This is a genomic window from Enterobacter cloacae complex sp. SHL022, from assembly GCF_049237785.1.
Lineage (GTDB): Bacteria > Pseudomonadota > Gammaproteobacteria > Enterobacterales > Enterobacteriaceae > Enterobacter > Enterobacter hormaechei_C.
In genome coordinates this window covers 598390-615335 of sequence record NZ_JBMKJH010000001.1, presented here as the reverse complement: position 1 = coordinate 615335, position 16946 = coordinate 598390, and the positions used below count along the sequence as shown (strand labels likewise).

The window sequence follows — 16946 nt, the reverse complement described above, 5'->3', positions numbered from 1 at the left end:
AGCGTATGCTTGTAAGAGGAGCCGATGATGAAAAACACAACCTATCTTACCGATGAGGATCGCTGGCAGGCCGTACTGGTCCGCGATCCGCGTGCGGATAACCAGTTTGTCTTTGCCGTGCAGACGACCGGCATTTATTGTCGTCCGTCCTGCCGCGCCCGCCACGCGCTGCGTAAAAATGTCTGCTTTTATCCTGATGCTCACCAGGCCGCGCAGGCGGGTTTCCGCCCCTGTAAGCGCTGTAGGCCGGACCAGGGCGACCCAATGGCACAGAAAAAGGCCAACATTGCGCTGGCCTGTCGACTGCTTGAACAGGATGCCTCGCTGAACCTGGAGGCACTGGCGCAGCAGGTTGCCATGAGTCCGTTCCATTTCCACCGCTTGTTTAAATCCGTCACCGGCATGACGCCGAAAGCATGGCAGCAGGCCGCGCGTGAACAACGCCTGCGCAGCCTGCTTGCACAGGGCGGTAAAATCACCGACGCCGTACTGGCCGCTGGCTTTCCGGACGGCAGCAGTTACTACCGTAAAGCCAACGGCGCGCTGGGCATGACGGCAAAACAGTACCGCAACGGAGAGGCTGCGGTCCGCTATGCCATCAGTGACTGCTCGCTGGGCCGCTGTCTGGTGGCGGAAAGCGAGCGCGGGATCTGCGCAATACTGCTGGGTGATGACGACGCCGGGCTGACGGCTGAGCTGCTGTCACTGTTTCCGCTTGCCGTCCGTGAACCGATGGAAGGCGCGTTTGCCGGGCGTGTTCGGCAGGTTATTGCCTCTGTCGACAGCCGCGCGACGCCGCTGACGCTGCCGCTGGATATTCGTGGTACCGCCTTCCAGCAGCAGGTCTGGCAGGCGCTGCGGGCTATCCCCTGCGGTGAAACGGCAAGCTATCAGCAGGTGGCGAAGGCCATTGGTAAACCCAATGCCGTACGTGCCGTGGCGGGGGCCTGCGGTGCCAACAAACTGGCGATAGTCATCCCCTGTCATCGCGTGGTGCGTAACGACGGTGCGCTGTCGGGTTATCGCTGGGGCGCAGCGCGTAAGATGCTATTGTTGAAACGTGAGGCGAACAACCCGGAGGAATAATGCTCGATCTTTTTGCTGATGCTGAACCCTGGCAGGAGTCGCTCGCGCCGGGGGCGACGATCCTGAGACGCTTCGCGCTTTCCCGCGCGGCGGCGCTGTTCGACGGCATTAAAGCCGTCACCGCCCGTTCGCCGTTTCGCCATATGGTTACGCCAGGCGGGTATACCATGTCCGTGGCGATGACCAACTGCGGCGAACTGGGATGGGCGACGAATGAGCGGGGCTATGTATATGCCGCGTACGATCCGCTGACGGATCAGCCGTGGCCGCCGATGCCGGAGGCGTTTCAGGCGCTGTGTCATGATGCCGCCGTGGCGGCCGGCTATCCTGATTTTCGACCCGATGCCTGTCTTATTAACCGCTATGCCGTTGGGGCAAAGCTCTCCTTGCATCAGGATAAGGACGAGCCGGACCTGCGCGCGCCGATTGTCTCGGTATCCCTTGGGCTGCCCGCTGTCTTTCAGTTTGGCGGCCTGCGGCGCAACGACCCGCTCAAACGGCTGATGCTGGAGCATGGCGATGTGGTTGTCTGGGGCGGTGAATCACGGCTTTTTTATCACGGTATTCAGCCGCTTAAACCAGGCGATCACCCGGTGGCGGGGGCGTTTCGCTACAACCTCACGTTCCGCCAGGCAGCGTACAGAGAATAAAAATAAGAATTATTCTTGATGTGTGTGAAAGGCAGTTTACACTGCTGGCTGATTTTTCTTGTCCGGATTGCTCTGCATGCAACTACTTCTTCTTGTCTGGCGGCAGTATCGCTGGCCTTTTATCGCGGTGATGGCGTTAAGCCTTGCCAGCGCGGCGCTGGGGATCGGCCTGATTGCCTTCATTAACGTGCGTTTGATCGAAATGGTCGACACGTCACTCTCCGTCCTGCCGGAATTTCTGGGTTTACTGCTGCTGCTGATGGCAGTCACGCTCGGGTCACAGCTGGCGCTGACCGCGCTCGGCCACCACTTCGTTTTCCGTCTGCGCAGTGAGTTCATCAAACGGATCCTTGATACTCAAGTGGAACGCATCGAACAGCTGGGAAGTGCTTCTCTGCTGGCGGGGCTGACCAGCGATGTGCGCGCCATTACCATCGCCTTTGTGCGCCTGCCGGAGCTGGTGCAGGGGATCATCCTGACCTTTGGCTCGGCAGCCTATCTCGCCTGGCTCTCCAGCAAAATGCTGGCGGTAACGGCGCTGTGGATTGTTATTACCATCTGGGGCGGGTTCCTGCTGGTATCACGCGTCTATAAGCACATGGCGGTGCTGCGCGAAACGGAAGACAAGCTCTATAACGATTACCAGACGGTGCTGGAAGGGCGCAAAGAGCTGACGCTGAACCGCGAGCGCGCCGAACATATCTTCAACCATCTCTATATCCCGGATGCGCACGAATATCGTCATCACATTATTCGCGCCGATACGTTCCACCTGAGCGCCGTGAACTGGTCCAACATCATGATGCTGGGCGCGATTGGCCTGGTGTTCTGGATGGCGAACAGCCTGGGGTGGGCGGATACCAACGTGGCGGCAACCTACTCCCTGACGCTGCTGTTTTTACGCACGCCGCTGCTGTCGGCCGTTGGCGCACTGCCGACGCTGCTGAGCGCACAGGTGGCCTTCAACAAGCTGAAGAAGTTCGACCTTGCGCCGTTTAAGGCTGAGTTCCCGCGCCCGCAGGCCTTCCCGAACTGGCAAACGCTGGAGCTGCGTAACGTTACCTTCCGCTATCAGGATAACGCCTTCTCAGTGGGGCCGATCAACCTGACCATTCACCGCGGCGAACTGCTGTTCCTGATCGGCGGTAACGGCAGCGGCAAATCCACGCTGGCGATGCTGCTGACGGGCCTCTACCAGCCGCAGTCGGGTGAAATTTTGCTGGATGGTAAAGCGCTGAGCGCGGAGAAACCGGAGGACTACCGCAAGCTCTTCTCGGCGGTATTTACCGACGTCTGGCTGTTCGACCGGCTGCTGGGACCGGAAGGGCAGCAGGCGGATCCGGCGCTGGTGGAGAAGTGGCTTGCGCACCTGCAAATGTCGCACAAGCTGGAGCTTCAGGATGGCAAAATCCTGAATCTCAAGCTGTCGAAAGGGCAGAAGAAGCGCGTGGCGCTGCTGCTGGCGCTGGCCGAAGAGCGCGACATCATCCTTCTGGATGAATGGGCCGCCGATCAGGACCCGCACTTCCGTCGCGAGTTTTATCAGGTCCTGCTGCCGCTGATGCAGGCGATGGGAAAAACCATTTTTGCCATCAGCCATGACGATCACTACTTCATTCACGCCGACCGTCTGCTGGAGATGCGCGACGGCAAGCTGAGCGAGCTGACCGGCGATGAGCGCGATGCGGCGTCACGGGACGCGGTGGCGCGTACGGCCTGATTGCAATTGTGCCGGGTGAACCCCGGCACACTAATTTTTTCATATATGCCGTTTTTTTCTCCATCCCGACCCGCCGTTTATTCTTATTTACATATCCCCGCGCTATGCTTAACGCCAACTCATTTAATGGATTTATGATTGATGTCGGTATTAAAGAAAAACAGCGCCAGGCAGCGTGACCAGGAGCGTGCGCGGCTCATCTGGCTCCTGACGACCGATAAAGCGGTCACGTCAACGTTATTGGGTAAGCTAACCCTGGCTGAGCAATATGATGTCGGCACGCTGGCCGACGATATTGCTGAGGTAGGTGCGCTGGTTGCACATTTACCACCTCCGGATCTGGCGGACACCCTGGAGGCATTGCCTTCCGAGGAGCGCCACGCCCTGTGGCGGCTGGTGCAGGATCACGAGCGCGGTCAGGTGCTGCTGGAAGCCTCGGAAAACGTCTGGGATGACCTTATCGATGAGATGAGCGACCGGGACATTCTTGACGCACTGCAAACGCTGGATATCGATGAGCAGATTTACCTCGTTCAGCATCTTCCGCGCAACCTGACCGGACGCCTGCTGGCTTCCCTGCCTGCCGAAGAGCGGGCGCGCGTGCGTCAGGTGATGCACTACGAGAAAAACAGCGTCGGCGCGATCATGGAGTTTGGCGTCATCACCGTGCGTCCGGACGTCACCCTGGGGACGGTGCAGCGCTATCTTCGTCGCCTGGGCAGTATGCCGGACAACACCGATAAACTGTTCGTCACCTCGCGGGATAAAACCCTGCTCGGGGAGCTGGAGCTGAAAACGATCCTGCTGAACAGCACCCAGCAGCGGGTGAGTGAGGTCATGGAAACCGAGCCGATGGTCTTCTCGCCGGAAGACGATGCCGAAAAAGCGGCGCGTACTTTCGAACGTGATGACCTGGTGAGCGCGGCGGTGGTGGATTCGGTGGGCAAGCTGATGGGGCGTCTGACCATCGATGAGATCGTTGACGTGGTCTATGAAGAGACCGATAACGATCTGCGTGCCCTTGGCGGGATCAGTGCCGAAGACGATGTTCATGCCTCCGTCGGCAAGGCCGTCAAAACCCGCTGGGCGTGGCTCGCCATCAATTTATGCACCGCGTTCGTGGCGTCCCGCGTTATTGACGGCTTCGAACATACCATTTCCCAGCTGGTGGCCCTGGCGTCGCTGATGCCGATTGTGGCGGGGATCGGCGGGAACACCGGCAACCAGACTATCACCATGATCGTTCGCGCCCTGGCGCTGGAAAACATTCAGCCGGGTAATTTTTCGTGGCTGATTTTCAGGGAGATGGGCGTCGCGCTGATTAACGGCCTGGTCTGGGGCGGCATCATGGGCGGCATTACCTGGTGGCTGTACGATGATATGGCGCTGGGCGGGGTCATGATGCTGGCGATGGTGCTGAACCTGCTGGTGGCGGCGATGATGGGCGTGATTATCCCATTGACGATGACCCGGCTGGGGCGCGACCCCGCGGTGGGGTCGAGCGTGATGATCACCGCCATTACCGATACCGGCGGTTTCTTTATTTTTCTTGGACTGGCGACGATTTTTCTTCTGTAGCCAGTGCTTTTTGCTTAAGTCGGGCAGGGAGGATGAACATCATCACAATCCCGCCCAGCACGCCAATCGCCAGGTTGCCGGTGTAAACCGTTGCCACAACCGTCACCAGCATCACGACGGTTTCAGCCACCGGCGCGTTTTTCAGCGTTCCGGGCTGAACGCTATGCCAGCTAAAGGTCTTGACGGCCACAATGGCCATAATACCCGCCAGTACCGCCATCGGGATTTTGGCCATCACCTCGCTGAGCGCCGTAACCAGCACCAGCAGTACGATACCCGCCGCAAGGGTGGAGATACGGCTTCTGCCTTTCCCCATCTCCACGTTTACGATGGTCTGCCCAATCATCGCGCAGCCCGCAATGCCACCGTAGAACCCGGCCATAATATTCCCCACGCCCAGACCGATGCTCTCGCGACGCTTACTGGAGGGGGTAGCGGTCAGTTCATCCACCAGTTTTGCCGTCAGCAAGGATTCCAGCAGGCCAACGAAAGCGATACTTAGCGCGCACGGCCAGATAATGCTCAGGGTTTCCAGATTGAGCGGCACCAGCAGTTGCGTAAAGCCCGGCAAACCGCCGCTCATGGAGCCTTCATCCCCTACCGTCGGCAGAATTTGCCCGCTGGTGACGGTGAACAAAGTCAGCAGCACAATGGCAATCAGCGGGGAGGGCACGCTTTTGATATAGCGTGGCACCCACAGCACAATCAGCAGCGTCAGCACGAACAGGCCCACAATCAACGGGCTTCGGCTCCAGAAATGGGGCACCTGGGCAAAGAAAATCAAGATGCCAAGGGCGTTAACAAACCCGGTCATCACCGACTGGGGAATAAAGCGCATCAGCCGCGCCATACCCAGCGCGCCGAACAGGATCTGAATCATGCCTGCCATCACCACCGCGGGCAGAATGTACTGTACGCCGTGTTGATGGACCATCGGGCCAATCACCAGCGCGACGGAACCTGCCGCCGCCGTCACCATGGCCGGACGCCCGCCGAGCAGGGAAAGGGCGAAACAGAGCACCACGGAGGCGATAAGACTCACTTTCGGATCCACGCCCGCGACCACGGAAAACGAAATCACTTCCGGGATCAGCGCCAGCGCGGTAATCACACCGGCCAGGGTTTCGCGCATCAGACGGTGAGGCGAACGTAAAACAGTGGCGACATGGCCTTCTTGAGGTAAAGACGAGTGGGGTAATGACATAACAATTCGCTGGTAGGGGCAGGCTTCCGTGCGCGCGATCACAAAGTGCAGCATCATAGCCAGGAAAATCGTCGGGTGCCAGCCTGTCTGCCAAAACCCTACAAACAATCCATCATTAAATTTCACAATTACAATAATTTCGTAACCTTTAAACAATATTTAAAAGTTGCTACCGTGCCACCGCAGCGTGTTTCACCTGTAATTTCCACGCATCAAGCACTATTCAACTAAGGCATAAATGATGAAAAAAATGACTGCCGTGCTCTTTTCTCTGGCCGTGGGGCTGAACGCCGTCTCGCTGGCGGCGAAGGCTGACGCACCAAAAGAGCAGGAAACGGATGTCCTTTTAATTGGTGGCGGCATCATGAGCGCCACGCTGGGAACGTATCTTCAGGAATTAGAGCCGAACTGGTCCATGACCATGGTCGAGCGCCTCGATGGCGTGGCACAGGAAAGCTCTAACGGCTGGAACAACGCCGGGACGGGGCACTCGGCACTCATGGAACTGAACTATACGCCGCAGAAAAAGGACGGTTCCATTAGTATCGAGAAGGCGGTAGAGATCAACGAAGCGTTCCAGATCTCACGTCAGTTCTGGTCTCACCAGGTGAACAGCGGTGTGTTGCACAATCCGCACTCCTTCATCAACACCGTACCGCACATGAGCTTTGTGTGGGGCGATCAAAACGTCAACTTCCTGCGCGCGCGCTACGCTGCCCTGCAACAGAGCACGCTTTTCCGCGGGATGAAATACTCTGAAGATCACGCTCAAATCAAAGAGTGGGCGCCGCTGGTCATGGAAGGCCGCGATCCGAACCAGAAAGTGGCGGCGACCCGCACTGAAATTGGTACTGACGTTAACTACGGTGAAATCACCCGTCAGCTGGTGGCCTCTCTGAAGAAAAAAGAGAACTTTAACCTGCAACTCAGCTCCGAAGTGCGTGGTTTCAAGCGCAATGCGGATAACAGCTGGAGCGTGACCGTTGCCGATCTGAAAAACAACGAAGCCGAGCATGTGATTAAGGCGAAGTTCGTGTTTATCGGTGCGGGCGGCGCGGCGCTGAAACTGTTGCAGGAGTCCGGTATTCCGGAAGCGGACGACTACGCGGGCTTCCCGGTTGGCGGCCAGTTCCTGGTGTCGGAAAACCCGGAAGTGGTTAACCGTCATCTGGCGAAAGTGTACGGTCAGGCCTCTGTGGGCGCACCACCGATGTCCGTTCCGCATATCGACACCCGCATGCTGGACGGTAAGCGTGTAGTGCTGTTCGGGCCGTTCGCCACATTCTCCACCAAGTTCCTGAAAAACGGTTCCCTGTGGGATCTGTTGAGCGCGACCACAACGTCAAACGTCAAGCCAATGATGGACGTGGGGCTGGATAACTTCGATCTGGTGAAATACCTGATTAGCCAGGTGATGCTCTCTGATGAAGAACGCTTCGAGGCGCTGAAAGAGTACTATCCGCAGGCGAAGAAAGAAGACTGGCGTCTGTGGCAGGCAGGTCAGCGTGTGCAGATCATCAAACGCGATCCGAAAGAGGGCGGCGTGTTGCGTCTGGGTACCGAAGTGGTAAGCGATAAGGATGGCACCATTGCCGCGCTGCTGGGGGCATCTCCGGGGGCGTCTACCGCTGCGCCAATCATGCTGCACCTGATGGAAAAAGTGTTTAAAGACAAAGTATCCAGCCCGGAATGGCAGGCGAAGCTGAAAACCATTATTCCATCCTACGGTACGAAGCTGAACGGTAACGTTGAGGCCACGGAACAAGAGCTGGAATACACCAGCCGCGTTCTGCAACTGCAATACGTCAAACCGCAGGCTGCGGATGCTGCGCCAAAGGCAGAGCTGAAGCCTCAGGCGGAAAGCAAGCCGGTAGCGGATATCGCGCTGTAAGGTAAACGCAAAACGGTAACATCCGTTACCGTTTTTAGTGTTTTCACCCTCTCCCGGTGGGAGAGGGTTGGGGTGAGGGCGCCAGAACGCACCCTTTCCAGGTCGGGTAAGCGTGAGCGCCACCCGACTTATTTTTAACGAACTACCGCTTGTCCTACCGTCTCATCCGCCTTCCATACGCGATATTTCACATCCACGTTTTCCGGCGTATATACGACGATCGGCAGCTTGCTGTTATAGCGCAGCAGACTGTTATCGCCCAGATACGCGGTAATAAATTTCTTCTCTTTCTTGCCGTCCGGGCACGCCATCATGGTGGAGACTGGCGAGGTTACTTTGTCGAAGACATAGTAGTCATAGCCCCAGCCTTCCAGCGTTTTGCTTTCCAGCTGGCCGCCCAGGCGATGCTGGTTGCAGTCCACTTCCAGCGTCTGGCCGATTAACAGCTCAACTTTGAAATTTGCTTCATCCTGCTGAGCCGGGAGCTGAATAACCTGGCGCTTCATCCCTTTGTCCGCTTGCGGATACGGAGCAACTTTTTCCAGCGGCTGCTCTTTCTGGGTTTCGCTGGCGAAAGCACTGCTGCTGGCGCACGCAGCGGCGATGAGGGCGATGGCAAATTTAGGTGCGTTTTTCACTATCATTCCTTTTTGTTAAAACGATCCTGGAAAGACTAACATAATATACGTGAATGGTTGGCGTAATTTACTCACATTTTCATTTTAAACGGAGTAATGCACTGCTTTTGTGTTATTTTATTGGTGTTTAATGCTGTAGTGGAGTCGGTGCGGCGATCGTGTTATTTTACGCGTTAATTATTGTTATTTATCTGTAAAGGGAGGAGAGATGGTACGGGAAAAACTGAAGACACCTGAAGGCCGCAAGTTCCTGCTGGCGTTACTGGTTGTGTTTATGATTGCTGCTGCATGCGTGGGGCGAGCAACCATTGTCGGTGTGATTGAGCAGTACAACATCCCGCTCTCTGCCTGGACAACCAGCATGTTTGTCCTGCAATCGGCGATGATCTTTGTTTACAGCCTGGTGTTCACCGTGCTGCTGGCGATTCCGCTGGGGATTTTCTTTCTCGGTGGGCGTGAAAAACACTAAGCATTGCGCATGCGGAGACAGGCAATAAAAAACCAGCCATAAGCGGCTGGTTTTTTTGTGTAGTTTTGGTCGGCACGAGAGGATTTGAACCTCCGACCCCCGACACCCCATGACGGTGCGCTACCAGGCTGCGCTACGTGCCGACGCATAAAAGGAATACTACTCTATTCCTTTTTGAATGCAAGGGGCAAGCAACGCTAACTGATTCATAAATAATCAGTTAGCGATAAAGCGCTTCTCGTCTGTCAGCACCTGCAACAGCAAACTGAGCTGCGGTTTCTGGTCTTTCAGCTTCTCACCTTCGAGGCTATACGTCTGGTAATTGCCGTTGCTGTTCAACACCAGGGACAACGTCGGTGTGGTCACCACCAGCGTGTTTCCGCCAGCAGCCGTGACCCAGTTATGACGCCGCGTGGCGCTAAAGAGGTCTTGGCCCTGCGAGTACTCAATTGCCGGTGTGCTGACGTGCAGCAGCCGCTGCATTAACGTGGTCATGACGTCTTTATGGTCGGTCAGCATGTTGATGCGCTGCGCGGGAGTGCCCGGCCAGTGGATCACCAGGGGAACATGCAGGTTCGGACGCGACCACGCCATGCCCTTCGCCTCGTCGCCGAGCGGCACGCCATGCCCCGCCGTGATAATAACGACCGTATTGTCCAGCTTGCCCGCGTCGCGCAGGGCGGTCAGCACGCGGCCGATCTGCGCATCAACATCGCCCGCCGCACGGCTATAGCGGCGCGCGAAGCCTTTCTGATTGCTGTCATCAAGCGTTGTGCCGTTAAACGCAACCCAGGAGAACCAGCGGTTATCTTCCTGCGCATAGCGCTTCAGCCAGTCTATCCACTGGTCAGCGGTCCGATCGTCAGACTGGCTCTGCGCGGCGGGCAGTGAGAAATCAGACAGCAGTGCCTGGCGGTACAGCGAGCTGTTGAAACCATCAGAGGCGAACAGCCCCAGCTGGTAGCCCTGCTGATTAAGCCCGGTAATCAATGCAGCCGGAATACGGGCCGACAGCACGCCGTCCATATAGCTCGGTGAAATACCGTAGAACAGACCGAAAATACCCGCGTCGGTCGAATTACCTGAGCTCATATGCTGAGTGAATACGATGTTGTTCTCAGCGAATTCAGCCAGCGCTGGCATCTGCTTCTCATAGCGAGAATAGTTCAGGCCATCGACGGTAATCAGCAGCACGTTCTGACCGCGCCCCATGTCGCGATATTTCAGATCGCTCAGGGGATACTGCACGCTGACCGCTTCCGGATTACCCTGTTCGACCAGACGACGCTGATACTCCTGCGCGTCCAGCAGGCCGTGTTTTTCGAGGAAACGACGCGCCGTCATCGGATAGGAGAGCGGCAGGTTTGCGCGCTGCATGGTAATCGGGCGGTAGAAGTTCGCATCTGCCCAGATATACATCAGGTGCGAACCGATAAATGAGGCGAAAAAGAGCGCCGCGACGGGCTTCGCATAATGGCGGCGTCGGGTCAGACTGCGGAGTTTTTGCCAGCTCCACGTGGCGAACAGCATTTCGATCAGCAGGATAATCGGCACGCTGATAAACATCAGCTGCCAGTCGCGCGCGGTCTCGTTCTGATCCGGGTTAATCACCAGCTCCCAGACGACAGGATTCAGGTGCAGGTGGAATCGGGTAAAGACTTCGCTGTCGATCAGCAACAGCGTCATGCCCGCCGTTGCAAGAATGGCAGACAGGAAGCGCATCAGCCGCTGCGACATGACGATAAACGTCAGTGGGAACAGGATCAGCAGATAGGTGGCGAAGACCAGAAAGCTAAAGTGACCCACAAGGCTCATCCACGAGTAGACGCGCCCGGTTAATGTGGTTGGCCAGTCCGCCACAAACAGATAACGGCAGCCGAGCACCATCGCCAACAGAATGTTGAACAGGGCAAACCAGTGCCCCCAGCTGACCATCTGGGAGACTTTTTCACGGTAGCGCTGACGATTCGTCACCATAAACTGTTGTTCGTTTCCCTTAGTGTGCCTGGTCGTCGCTAACGGAGGACTGCAAAGCCTGGGCGAAAGATTTGGCGATCGCCTGACGCTGAGCCGGAGCAACGCTGGTATTGATCAGGTTGGTAACCATATTTCCCAAAACCATCAGGGAGAGATCGGTTGGCGTTTTATGTTTTTCCAGTACGTTGACCAGCTCACTGAGCAGTTGTTCAACGTGTTCGTCACTGTAGCGGGAATGTTGTGGCATAAATCAAAATCAGTTTGTTGGGAGAAGGGCGACATATTACCGTAGCAACAGCTTTTTTTCCCCTTTTTTATCTTCTGTTGCACACATGCGTTGGTGGTGGTTGAATACCGCCCGGTCTAAAAGGAGAGTTTATCATGAGTCTGGAAATCAACCAGATTGCCTTGCACCAGCTTATCAAGCGTGATGAGCAAACCCTTGAAGTGGTGCTGCGCGATTCGTTACTGGAACCAACGCCTACCGTTGTCGAGATGATGGCGGAGTTGCATCGCGTCTACAGCGCGAAAAATAAAGCCTATGGCTTGTTCAGCGAAGAGAGCGAACTGGCGGATAGCCTGCGCCTGCAACGTCAGGGCGAAGAGGATTTCCTGGCATTCAGCCGCGCTGCTACTGGCCGTCTGCGTGACGAACTGGCGAAATATCCCTTCGCCGATGGCGGTATCGTCCTGTTCTGCCACTACCGCTATCTGGCGGTAGAGTATCTCCTGGTCACCGTGCTGAATAACTTAAGCAGCATGCGCGTGAACGAGCAGCTGGATATCAGCTCAACGCACTACCTGGATATCAACCATGCGGATATTGTGGCGCGTATCGATTTAACCGAATGGGAAGCCAACCCGGAATCGACGCGCTACCTGACCTTCCTTAAAGGTCGCGTGGGCCGCAAAGTGGCCGATTTCTTTATGGACTTCCTCGGTGCCAGCGAAGGGCTGAATGCCAAAGCGCAGAACAAAGGTCTCCTCCAGGCGGTGGATGACTTTACGGCTGAGGCGCAGCTTGATAAATCTGAGCGTCAAAACGTGCGTCAGCAGGTTTACAGCTACTGCAACGAGCAGTTACAGGCCGGGGAAGAGATTGAGCTGGAGTCGCTGTCCAAAGAGCTGGCAGGCGTCAGCGAAGTCAGCTTCCAGGAATTTACCGCGGAAAAAGGCTATGAGCTGGAAGAGAGCTTCCCGGCGGATCGCAGTACGCTGCGTCAGCTGACGAAATTTGCCGGTAGCGGCGGTGGGTTAACCATTAACTTTGATGCCATGCTGCTCGGGGAACGTATCTTCTGGGACCCGGCCACCGACACGCTGACCATTAAAGGCACGCCGCCGAATCTGCGCGACCAGCTTCAGCGTCGCACCTCAGGCGGTAAGTAACAGCCATAAAAAAACCCCGCAAACGCGGGGTTTTTCTCGACAGGTTTGCGATTACGCGCGAACGAAGTCGATGTGAGTCAGTTTTGGCTTGAACGCGTGACGCTGAACAGCCTGAACTTTCACTTTTTCTTCTTTACCGCCAACAACGATGGTCAGAACTTCGCTGTAGAACTCAGCTTTGGTCTGCATGTTCCATACTTTGTCGTGATCCAGTTCAATAGCAACTGGAGCAGCTTCGCCACCGTAAACGATAGCCGGGAACTTGTTTGCGGTACGCAGGCGGCGGCTCGCACCCTTACCCTGCACATTACGTACTTCTGCTTCGATAGTGAACATTGATTTCTCTCTGTATTTAAAACCCTACTACAGGCGACCCAGCAGCAGGTGAGTGTTCTGCCTCACGGATGTGAAGCGGGCGGCATTTTATACTCAAATGGCTCGCGCATCAACGAAAAGTCCCGTTAACCGCGCAATTCGTTTGCCCGGCGAAAGCGTCCTTCATAGTCAAAGACCTTCTCACGTACCTGCCAGAACTGCCCTTTTTTGCGGGCGACAACAAAATCAGGATGCCGCAGCAACGCCTGCTGGCGCACGATATCGGCAACGGTTAGCCAGCGCAGCGGTACGCCAGGCGTGCGGGTATGCGGGCGGATAAAGAGCTGCTCGAACGCGGTGCGCTGGGCGGACGTCTGGACCCGGAACCGCTCGCTGACGTCTGCGCCATCCTCGTCGTAATAGGTGATTTTTAGCCACTCGCCTTTTTCATCCGCGCCGGGTTGTAAGGCCATGCCGGAACAGCGCAGCACCAGCGCATCCTTTAGTTTCAGCGCTGCTTTCAGCATGTCGTCCGGGTCGACCAGGACCGTGTCGCACTCCCGACAGCGGCGGGCGGCAATGTCGTTTTCAGCGTTGCACTGCGGGCAGTTTTTGAAGCGGAAGCGGAAATCACACTGTTCGCGATGGCCTTCATCGTCTTCAAACCAGCCCTGACAGCGGCGGCCAAAATGTTCAATCAGCGTGCCGTCGGCGGTGGTTTTCCCCCAGAAGGTGTTGGCAAACCCGCAGGCAGGGCAAAAAACCTGAACGGGAACGTTGTCGCTCTTGCCTTTTGGCGTGCCTACTTCTGGCGAATAGAGATCGTGCGGGTTACCGGCGTAATCAAGGATCAGACAGTCGGTTTTGCCCGGCGCCAGACGCAGCCCGCGGCCAACAATCTGCTGATACAGGCTGACGGATTCCGTCGGGCGAAGAATCGCAATCAGGTCGACGTGCGGGGCGTCAAAGCCGGTGGTTAGTACGGAGACATTCACCAGATAGCGGAACCGCTGAGCTTTGAAGTCCTCGATCAGGCTGTCGCGCTCCGGGCCGGGGGTTTCACCGGTAATTAACGCCGCGTCGTCGGCGGGCAGCAGCCCCGTAATTTCGCGCGCGTGTTCGACAGTGGCAGCAAAAATCATCACCCCTTTGCGCGTTTGTGCGAACTCTTCAATCTGGCTGATGATATGCGGCGTGATCCGCTTCTGTTTTTTCAGCTCATGGTTAAGATCTGCCTCGCTGAACAGCCCGTTGCTCTGCGCCTGTAAGCGGCTGAAATCGTACTGCACGACGGGCATATCCAGCCGCTCCGGCGGCGTCAGGTAGCCGTGCTTGATCATGTAGCGCAGCGGAAGCTCATAGATACAGTCGCGGAACAGGGCCTTTTCATCGCCACGCACCATGCCGTGATAATGAAACTGATAAATCCAGCCCTTGCCCAGACGAAACGGCGTGGCGGTGAGGCCAAGCAGACGGAGGTGAGGATTCACCTTTTTCAGATGAGTGAGGATTTGCTGATACTGGCTGTCGTCGTCATCGCTGATGCGATGACACTCATCGACAATCAGCAGGGAAAACTCGCTGCGAAACAGTTCCAGGTTGCGCGCAACGGATTGTACGCTGCCAAACACCACTTTTCCGTGGCTCTCTTTGCGCTTCAGTCCGGCGGCAAAAATGTCGGCCTCCAGGCCGAGCGCGCAATATTTGGCGTGGTTTTGCGCCACCAGCTCTTTGACATGCGCCAGCACCAGCACGCGTCCGCGGGCCAGGCGCGCCAGTTCGGCAATCACCAGGCTTTTGCCGGCTCCGGTCGGGAGTACGATGGCGGCGGGCTCCCGATGCTTGCGAAACCAGGCGAGGGTGGCATCAACGGCTTCCTGCTGATAGGGGCGTAATGTGAACGTCATGGCTTCTCTATTCAGTTAACTCGCATATAGTATGCCACGAAACTTTTTCCCTTGAGTGGCGCAACCAGACCATTATACTGAACTGTTTCTGACTGCTTCTTTTTCGGACGCGTAGTCCGACTTCCAGCACCATTAAGGCTAAAAAGATTTCATGCGACTTGATAAGTTTATCGCTCAGCAACTCGGCGTAAGCCGCGCTATTGCCGGGCGTGAAATTCGCGCCAGCCGCGTAACCGTGGACGGCGACATTGTGAAAGACAGCGCTTTTAAACTCCAGCCTGAGCACCAGGTGGAGTATGACGGCAACCCGCTGACCCAGCAGAATGGCCCGCGCTACTTCATGCTCAACAAACCGGAAGGTTACGTCTGTTCAACGGACGATCCGGATCACCCGACGGTGCTCTACTTCCTCGACGAACCTGTGGCGCACAAGCTGCATGCGGCAGGGCGACTGGATATTGATACCACCGGCCTGGTGCTGATGACCGATGACGGCCAGTGGTCGCATCGCATCACCTCCCCGCGCCATCACTGTGAGAAAACCTATCGGGTGACGCTTGAGTCTCCGGTCTCGGATGACACGGCAGAGCAGTTCGCAAAAGGCGTTCAGCTGCATAATGAAAAAGATCTGACCAAACCGGCGGTGCTGGAAATCATCACTCCAACTGACGTGCGCCTGACCATCAGTGAAGGCCGCTATCACCAGGTGAAACGGATGTTTGCCGCCGTGGGCAACCACGTTGTGGGGCTGCATCGTGAACGTATCGGCGCGATTGAACTCGATCCAGACCTGGCGCCAGGGGAATATCGCCCGCTGACGGAAGAAGAGATTGCCAGCGTCGGGCTGCCTTCACGCTAAATTCAGGAGAACTCAGTGACCACCAGGCCACACTCGTCGTTTAAAATTGTATTTATCCTTGGCCTGCTGGCCATGCTGATGCCGCTGTCTATCGATATGTATCTGCCCGCGCTGCCGGTGATTTCCGCGCAGTTTGGCGTACCGGCAGGCAGCGCGCAGATGACGCTCAGCACCTACATTCTTGGTTTTGCCCTCGGTCAGCTCTTTTATGGCCCAATGGCCGACAGCCTGGGGCGTAAACCCGTTATTCTGGGGGGGACATTGATATTTGCCGCGGCGGCGGTGGCCTGCGCGCTGGCGCAGAGTATCGATCAGCTGATTGTGATGCGTTTCTTCCATGGCCTGGCGGCGGCTGCGGCAAGCGTGGTAATTAACGCGCTGATGCGCGACGTCTACCCGAAGGAAGAGTTCTCACGCATGATGTCGTTCGTCATGCTGGTCACGACAATTGCGCCGCTGGTCGCCCCCATGGTGGGCGGGGCGGTGCTGGTTTGGTTCAGCTGGCATGCGATTTTCTGGATCCTGGCGATTGCCGCGCTGCTGGCCTCGGTGATGATCTTCGTCTTTATCGATGAAACGCTGCCGGTCGAGCGACGTCAGAAGTTCCACGTTCGCACCACGCTTGGCAACTTTGCCTCGCTGTTTCGCCATAAGCGTGTGCTCAGTTATATGCTTGCCAGCGGCTTCAGCTTTGCCGGAATGTTCTCGTTCCTGAGTGCGGGGCCGTTTGTGTACATCGAACTGAACCATGTGTCACCCCAGCATTTTGGTTACTACTTCGCGCTGAATATTGTGTTCCTGTTTGTGATGACCATTATCAACAGCCGCTTTGTCCGGCGGGTTGGGGCGCTGAATATGTTCCGCGCCGGGCTGTGGATCCAGTTCGTGATGGCTATCTGGCTGGTATTGAGCGCGTTGCTGGGCGTCGGTTTCTGGGCGCTGGTGGTGGGCGTGGCGGCGTTTGTCGGCTGCGTGTCGATGGTTTCATCCAACGCGATGGCGGTGATCCTCGACGAATTCCCGCATATGGCGGGCACCGCCTCGTCGCTGGCAGGAACGTTCCGTTTCGGGATAGGCGCGATAGTCGGGGCGCTGCTCTCGACGGCAACGTTTAATACCGCCTGGCCGATGCTGTGGGCGATTGCCCTCTGCGCGACCTGCTCCATTCTTTTTTATCTTTACGCCAGCCGGCCGCGAAAGACGGCGCATAAATGACCATTTAAGGCCCGATACGGGCCTTTTTGTTGACCCATATCAACCAAC

At 56.7% G+C, this 16946-nt stretch carries 15 protein-coding genes and 1 tRNA gene; 9 read left to right on the top strand and 7 right to left on the bottom strand.

Features of this window, described 5'->3' with window-relative positions; translation table 11 throughout:
- The first annotated feature begins 27 nt into the window (after window positions 1-27).
- The 4 genes from ada (at window position 28) to mgtE (ending at window position 5034) form a co-directional block, all read left to right on the top strand.
- On the top strand, window positions 28-1086 hold the full coding sequence (gene ada, locus ACOTZD_RS02895; RefSeq protein WP_174402085.1) for a bifunctional DNA-binding transcriptional regulator/O6-methylguanine-DNA methyltransferase Ada: 1059 nt from the start codon (window positions 28-30) through the stop codon (window positions 1084-1086).
- On the top strand, window positions 1086-1736 hold the full coding sequence (gene alkB, locus ACOTZD_RS02890) for a DNA oxidative demethylase AlkB (RefSeq protein WP_032609716.1): 651 nt from the start codon (window positions 1086-1088) through the stop codon (window positions 1734-1736). Before ada ends, alkB begins: the two co-directional genes overlap by 1 nt.
- Window positions 1737-1812: 76 nt before the next feature.
- Window positions 1813-3456 (top strand): multidrug ABC transporter permease/ATP-binding protein, encoded by a 1644-nt coding sequence (locus ACOTZD_RS02885; RefSeq protein ID WP_003859392.1) that lies wholly within the window; start codon window positions 1813-1815, stop codon window positions 3454-3456.
- Window positions 3457-3597: 141 nt separating this feature from the next.
- On the top strand, window positions 3598-5034 hold the full coding sequence (mgtE, locus tag ACOTZD_RS02880) for a magnesium transporter (RefSeq protein WP_006811337.1): 1437 nt from the start codon (window positions 3598-3600) through the stop codon (window positions 5032-5034).
- On the opposite strand, the gene ACOTZD_RS02875 is transcribed toward mgtE, so the two are convergent.
- Window positions 4997-6292 (bottom strand): SulP family inorganic anion transporter, encoded by a 1296-nt coding sequence (locus ACOTZD_RS02875; RefSeq protein ID WP_058675104.1) that lies wholly within the window; start codon window positions 6290-6292, stop codon window positions 4997-4999. The genes mgtE and ACOTZD_RS02875 overlap by 38 nt on opposite strands.
- Before the next feature lie 187 nt (window positions 6293-6479).
- Here ACOTZD_RS02875 and mqo point away from each other — a divergent pair, with 187 nt between their 5' ends.
- Window positions 6480-8129, top strand: a complete 1650-nt coding sequence (gene mqo / locus ACOTZD_RS02870; RefSeq protein ID WP_003859385.1) for a malate dehydrogenase (quinone) — start codon at window positions 6480-6482, stop codon at window positions 8127-8129.
- 134 nt (window positions 8130-8263) lie between these two features.
- Here the strand turns inward: mqo and eco are convergent, their stop codons facing one another.
- Entirely contained in the window at window positions 8264-8773 is a 510-nt protein-coding gene (eco, locus tag ACOTZD_RS02865; RefSeq protein ID WP_047653827.1) for a serine protease inhibitor ecotin, read from the bottom strand.
- A 202-nt stretch (window positions 8774-8975) separates the two neighbouring features.
- On the opposite strand from eco, the gene ACOTZD_RS02860 reads away from it, so the two are divergent.
- Window positions 8976-9236 carry a DUF2534 family protein gene (locus ACOTZD_RS02860; protein WP_006811332.1) on the top strand — a complete coding sequence of 87 codons (261 nt, stop codon included), beginning with the start codon at window positions 8976-8978 and terminating at the stop codon, window positions 9234-9236.
- Between the two features lie 66 nt (window positions 9237-9302).
- On the opposite strand, the gene ACOTZD_RS02855 is transcribed toward ACOTZD_RS02860, so the two are convergent.
- The 3 genes from ACOTZD_RS02855 to ACOTZD_RS02845 form a co-directional block, all read right to left on the bottom strand.
- Window positions 9303-9379: transfer RNA gene (locus ACOTZD_RS02855), tRNA-Pro, on the bottom strand.
- A 73-nt stretch (window positions 9380-9452) separates the two neighbouring features.
- Window positions 9453-11213 (bottom strand): LPS biosynthesis-modulating metalloenzyme YejM, encoded by a 1761-nt coding sequence (gene yejM, locus ACOTZD_RS02850; RefSeq protein ID WP_174402084.1) that lies wholly within the window; start codon window positions 11211-11213, stop codon window positions 9453-9455.
- Window positions 11214-11232: 19 nt separating this feature from the next.
- Window positions 11233-11460 (bottom strand): YejL family protein, encoded by a 228-nt coding sequence (locus tag ACOTZD_RS02845; RefSeq protein WP_001135586.1) that lies wholly within the window; start codon window positions 11458-11460, stop codon window positions 11233-11235.
- A 134-nt stretch (window positions 11461-11594) separates the two neighbouring features.
- Between ACOTZD_RS02845 and yejK the strand changes: the two genes are divergently transcribed.
- Window positions 11595-12602, top strand: coding sequence for a nucleoid-associated protein YejK (gene yejK / locus ACOTZD_RS02840; protein ID WP_174402083.1), 1008 nt, complete (start codon window positions 11595-11597; stop codon window positions 12600-12602).
- 51 nt (window positions 12603-12653) lie between these two features.
- On the opposite strand, the gene rplY is transcribed toward yejK, so the two are convergent.
- Together rplY and ACOTZD_RS02830 are read right to left on the bottom strand one after the other, a co-directional pair.
- Window positions 12654-12938, bottom strand: a complete 285-nt coding sequence (gene rplY / locus ACOTZD_RS02835) for a 50S ribosomal protein L25 (protein WP_003859376.1) — start codon at window positions 12936-12938, stop codon at window positions 12654-12656.
- Between the two features lie 125 nt (window positions 12939-13063).
- Entirely contained in the window at window positions 13064-14824 is a 1761-nt protein-coding gene (locus ACOTZD_RS02830) for a DEAD/DEAH box helicase (protein WP_022651520.1), read from the bottom strand.
- Between the two features lie 151 nt (window positions 14825-14975).
- On the opposite strand from ACOTZD_RS02830, the gene rsuA reads away from it, so the two are divergent.
- Together rsuA and ACOTZD_RS02820 are read left to right on the top strand one after the other, a co-directional pair.
- Window positions 14976-15683 carry a 16S rRNA pseudouridine(516) synthase RsuA gene (gene rsuA / locus ACOTZD_RS02825; RefSeq protein ID WP_003859374.1) on the top strand — a complete coding sequence of 236 codons (708 nt, stop codon included), beginning with the start codon at window positions 14976-14978 and terminating at the stop codon, window positions 15681-15683.
- Window positions 15684-15698: 15 nt separating this feature from the next.
- Entirely contained in the window at window positions 15699-16898 is a 1200-nt protein-coding gene (locus tag ACOTZD_RS02820) for a Bcr/CflA family multidrug efflux MFS transporter (protein WP_003859373.1), read from the top strand.
- The last annotated feature ends 48 nt before the right edge of the window (window positions 16899-16946 follow it).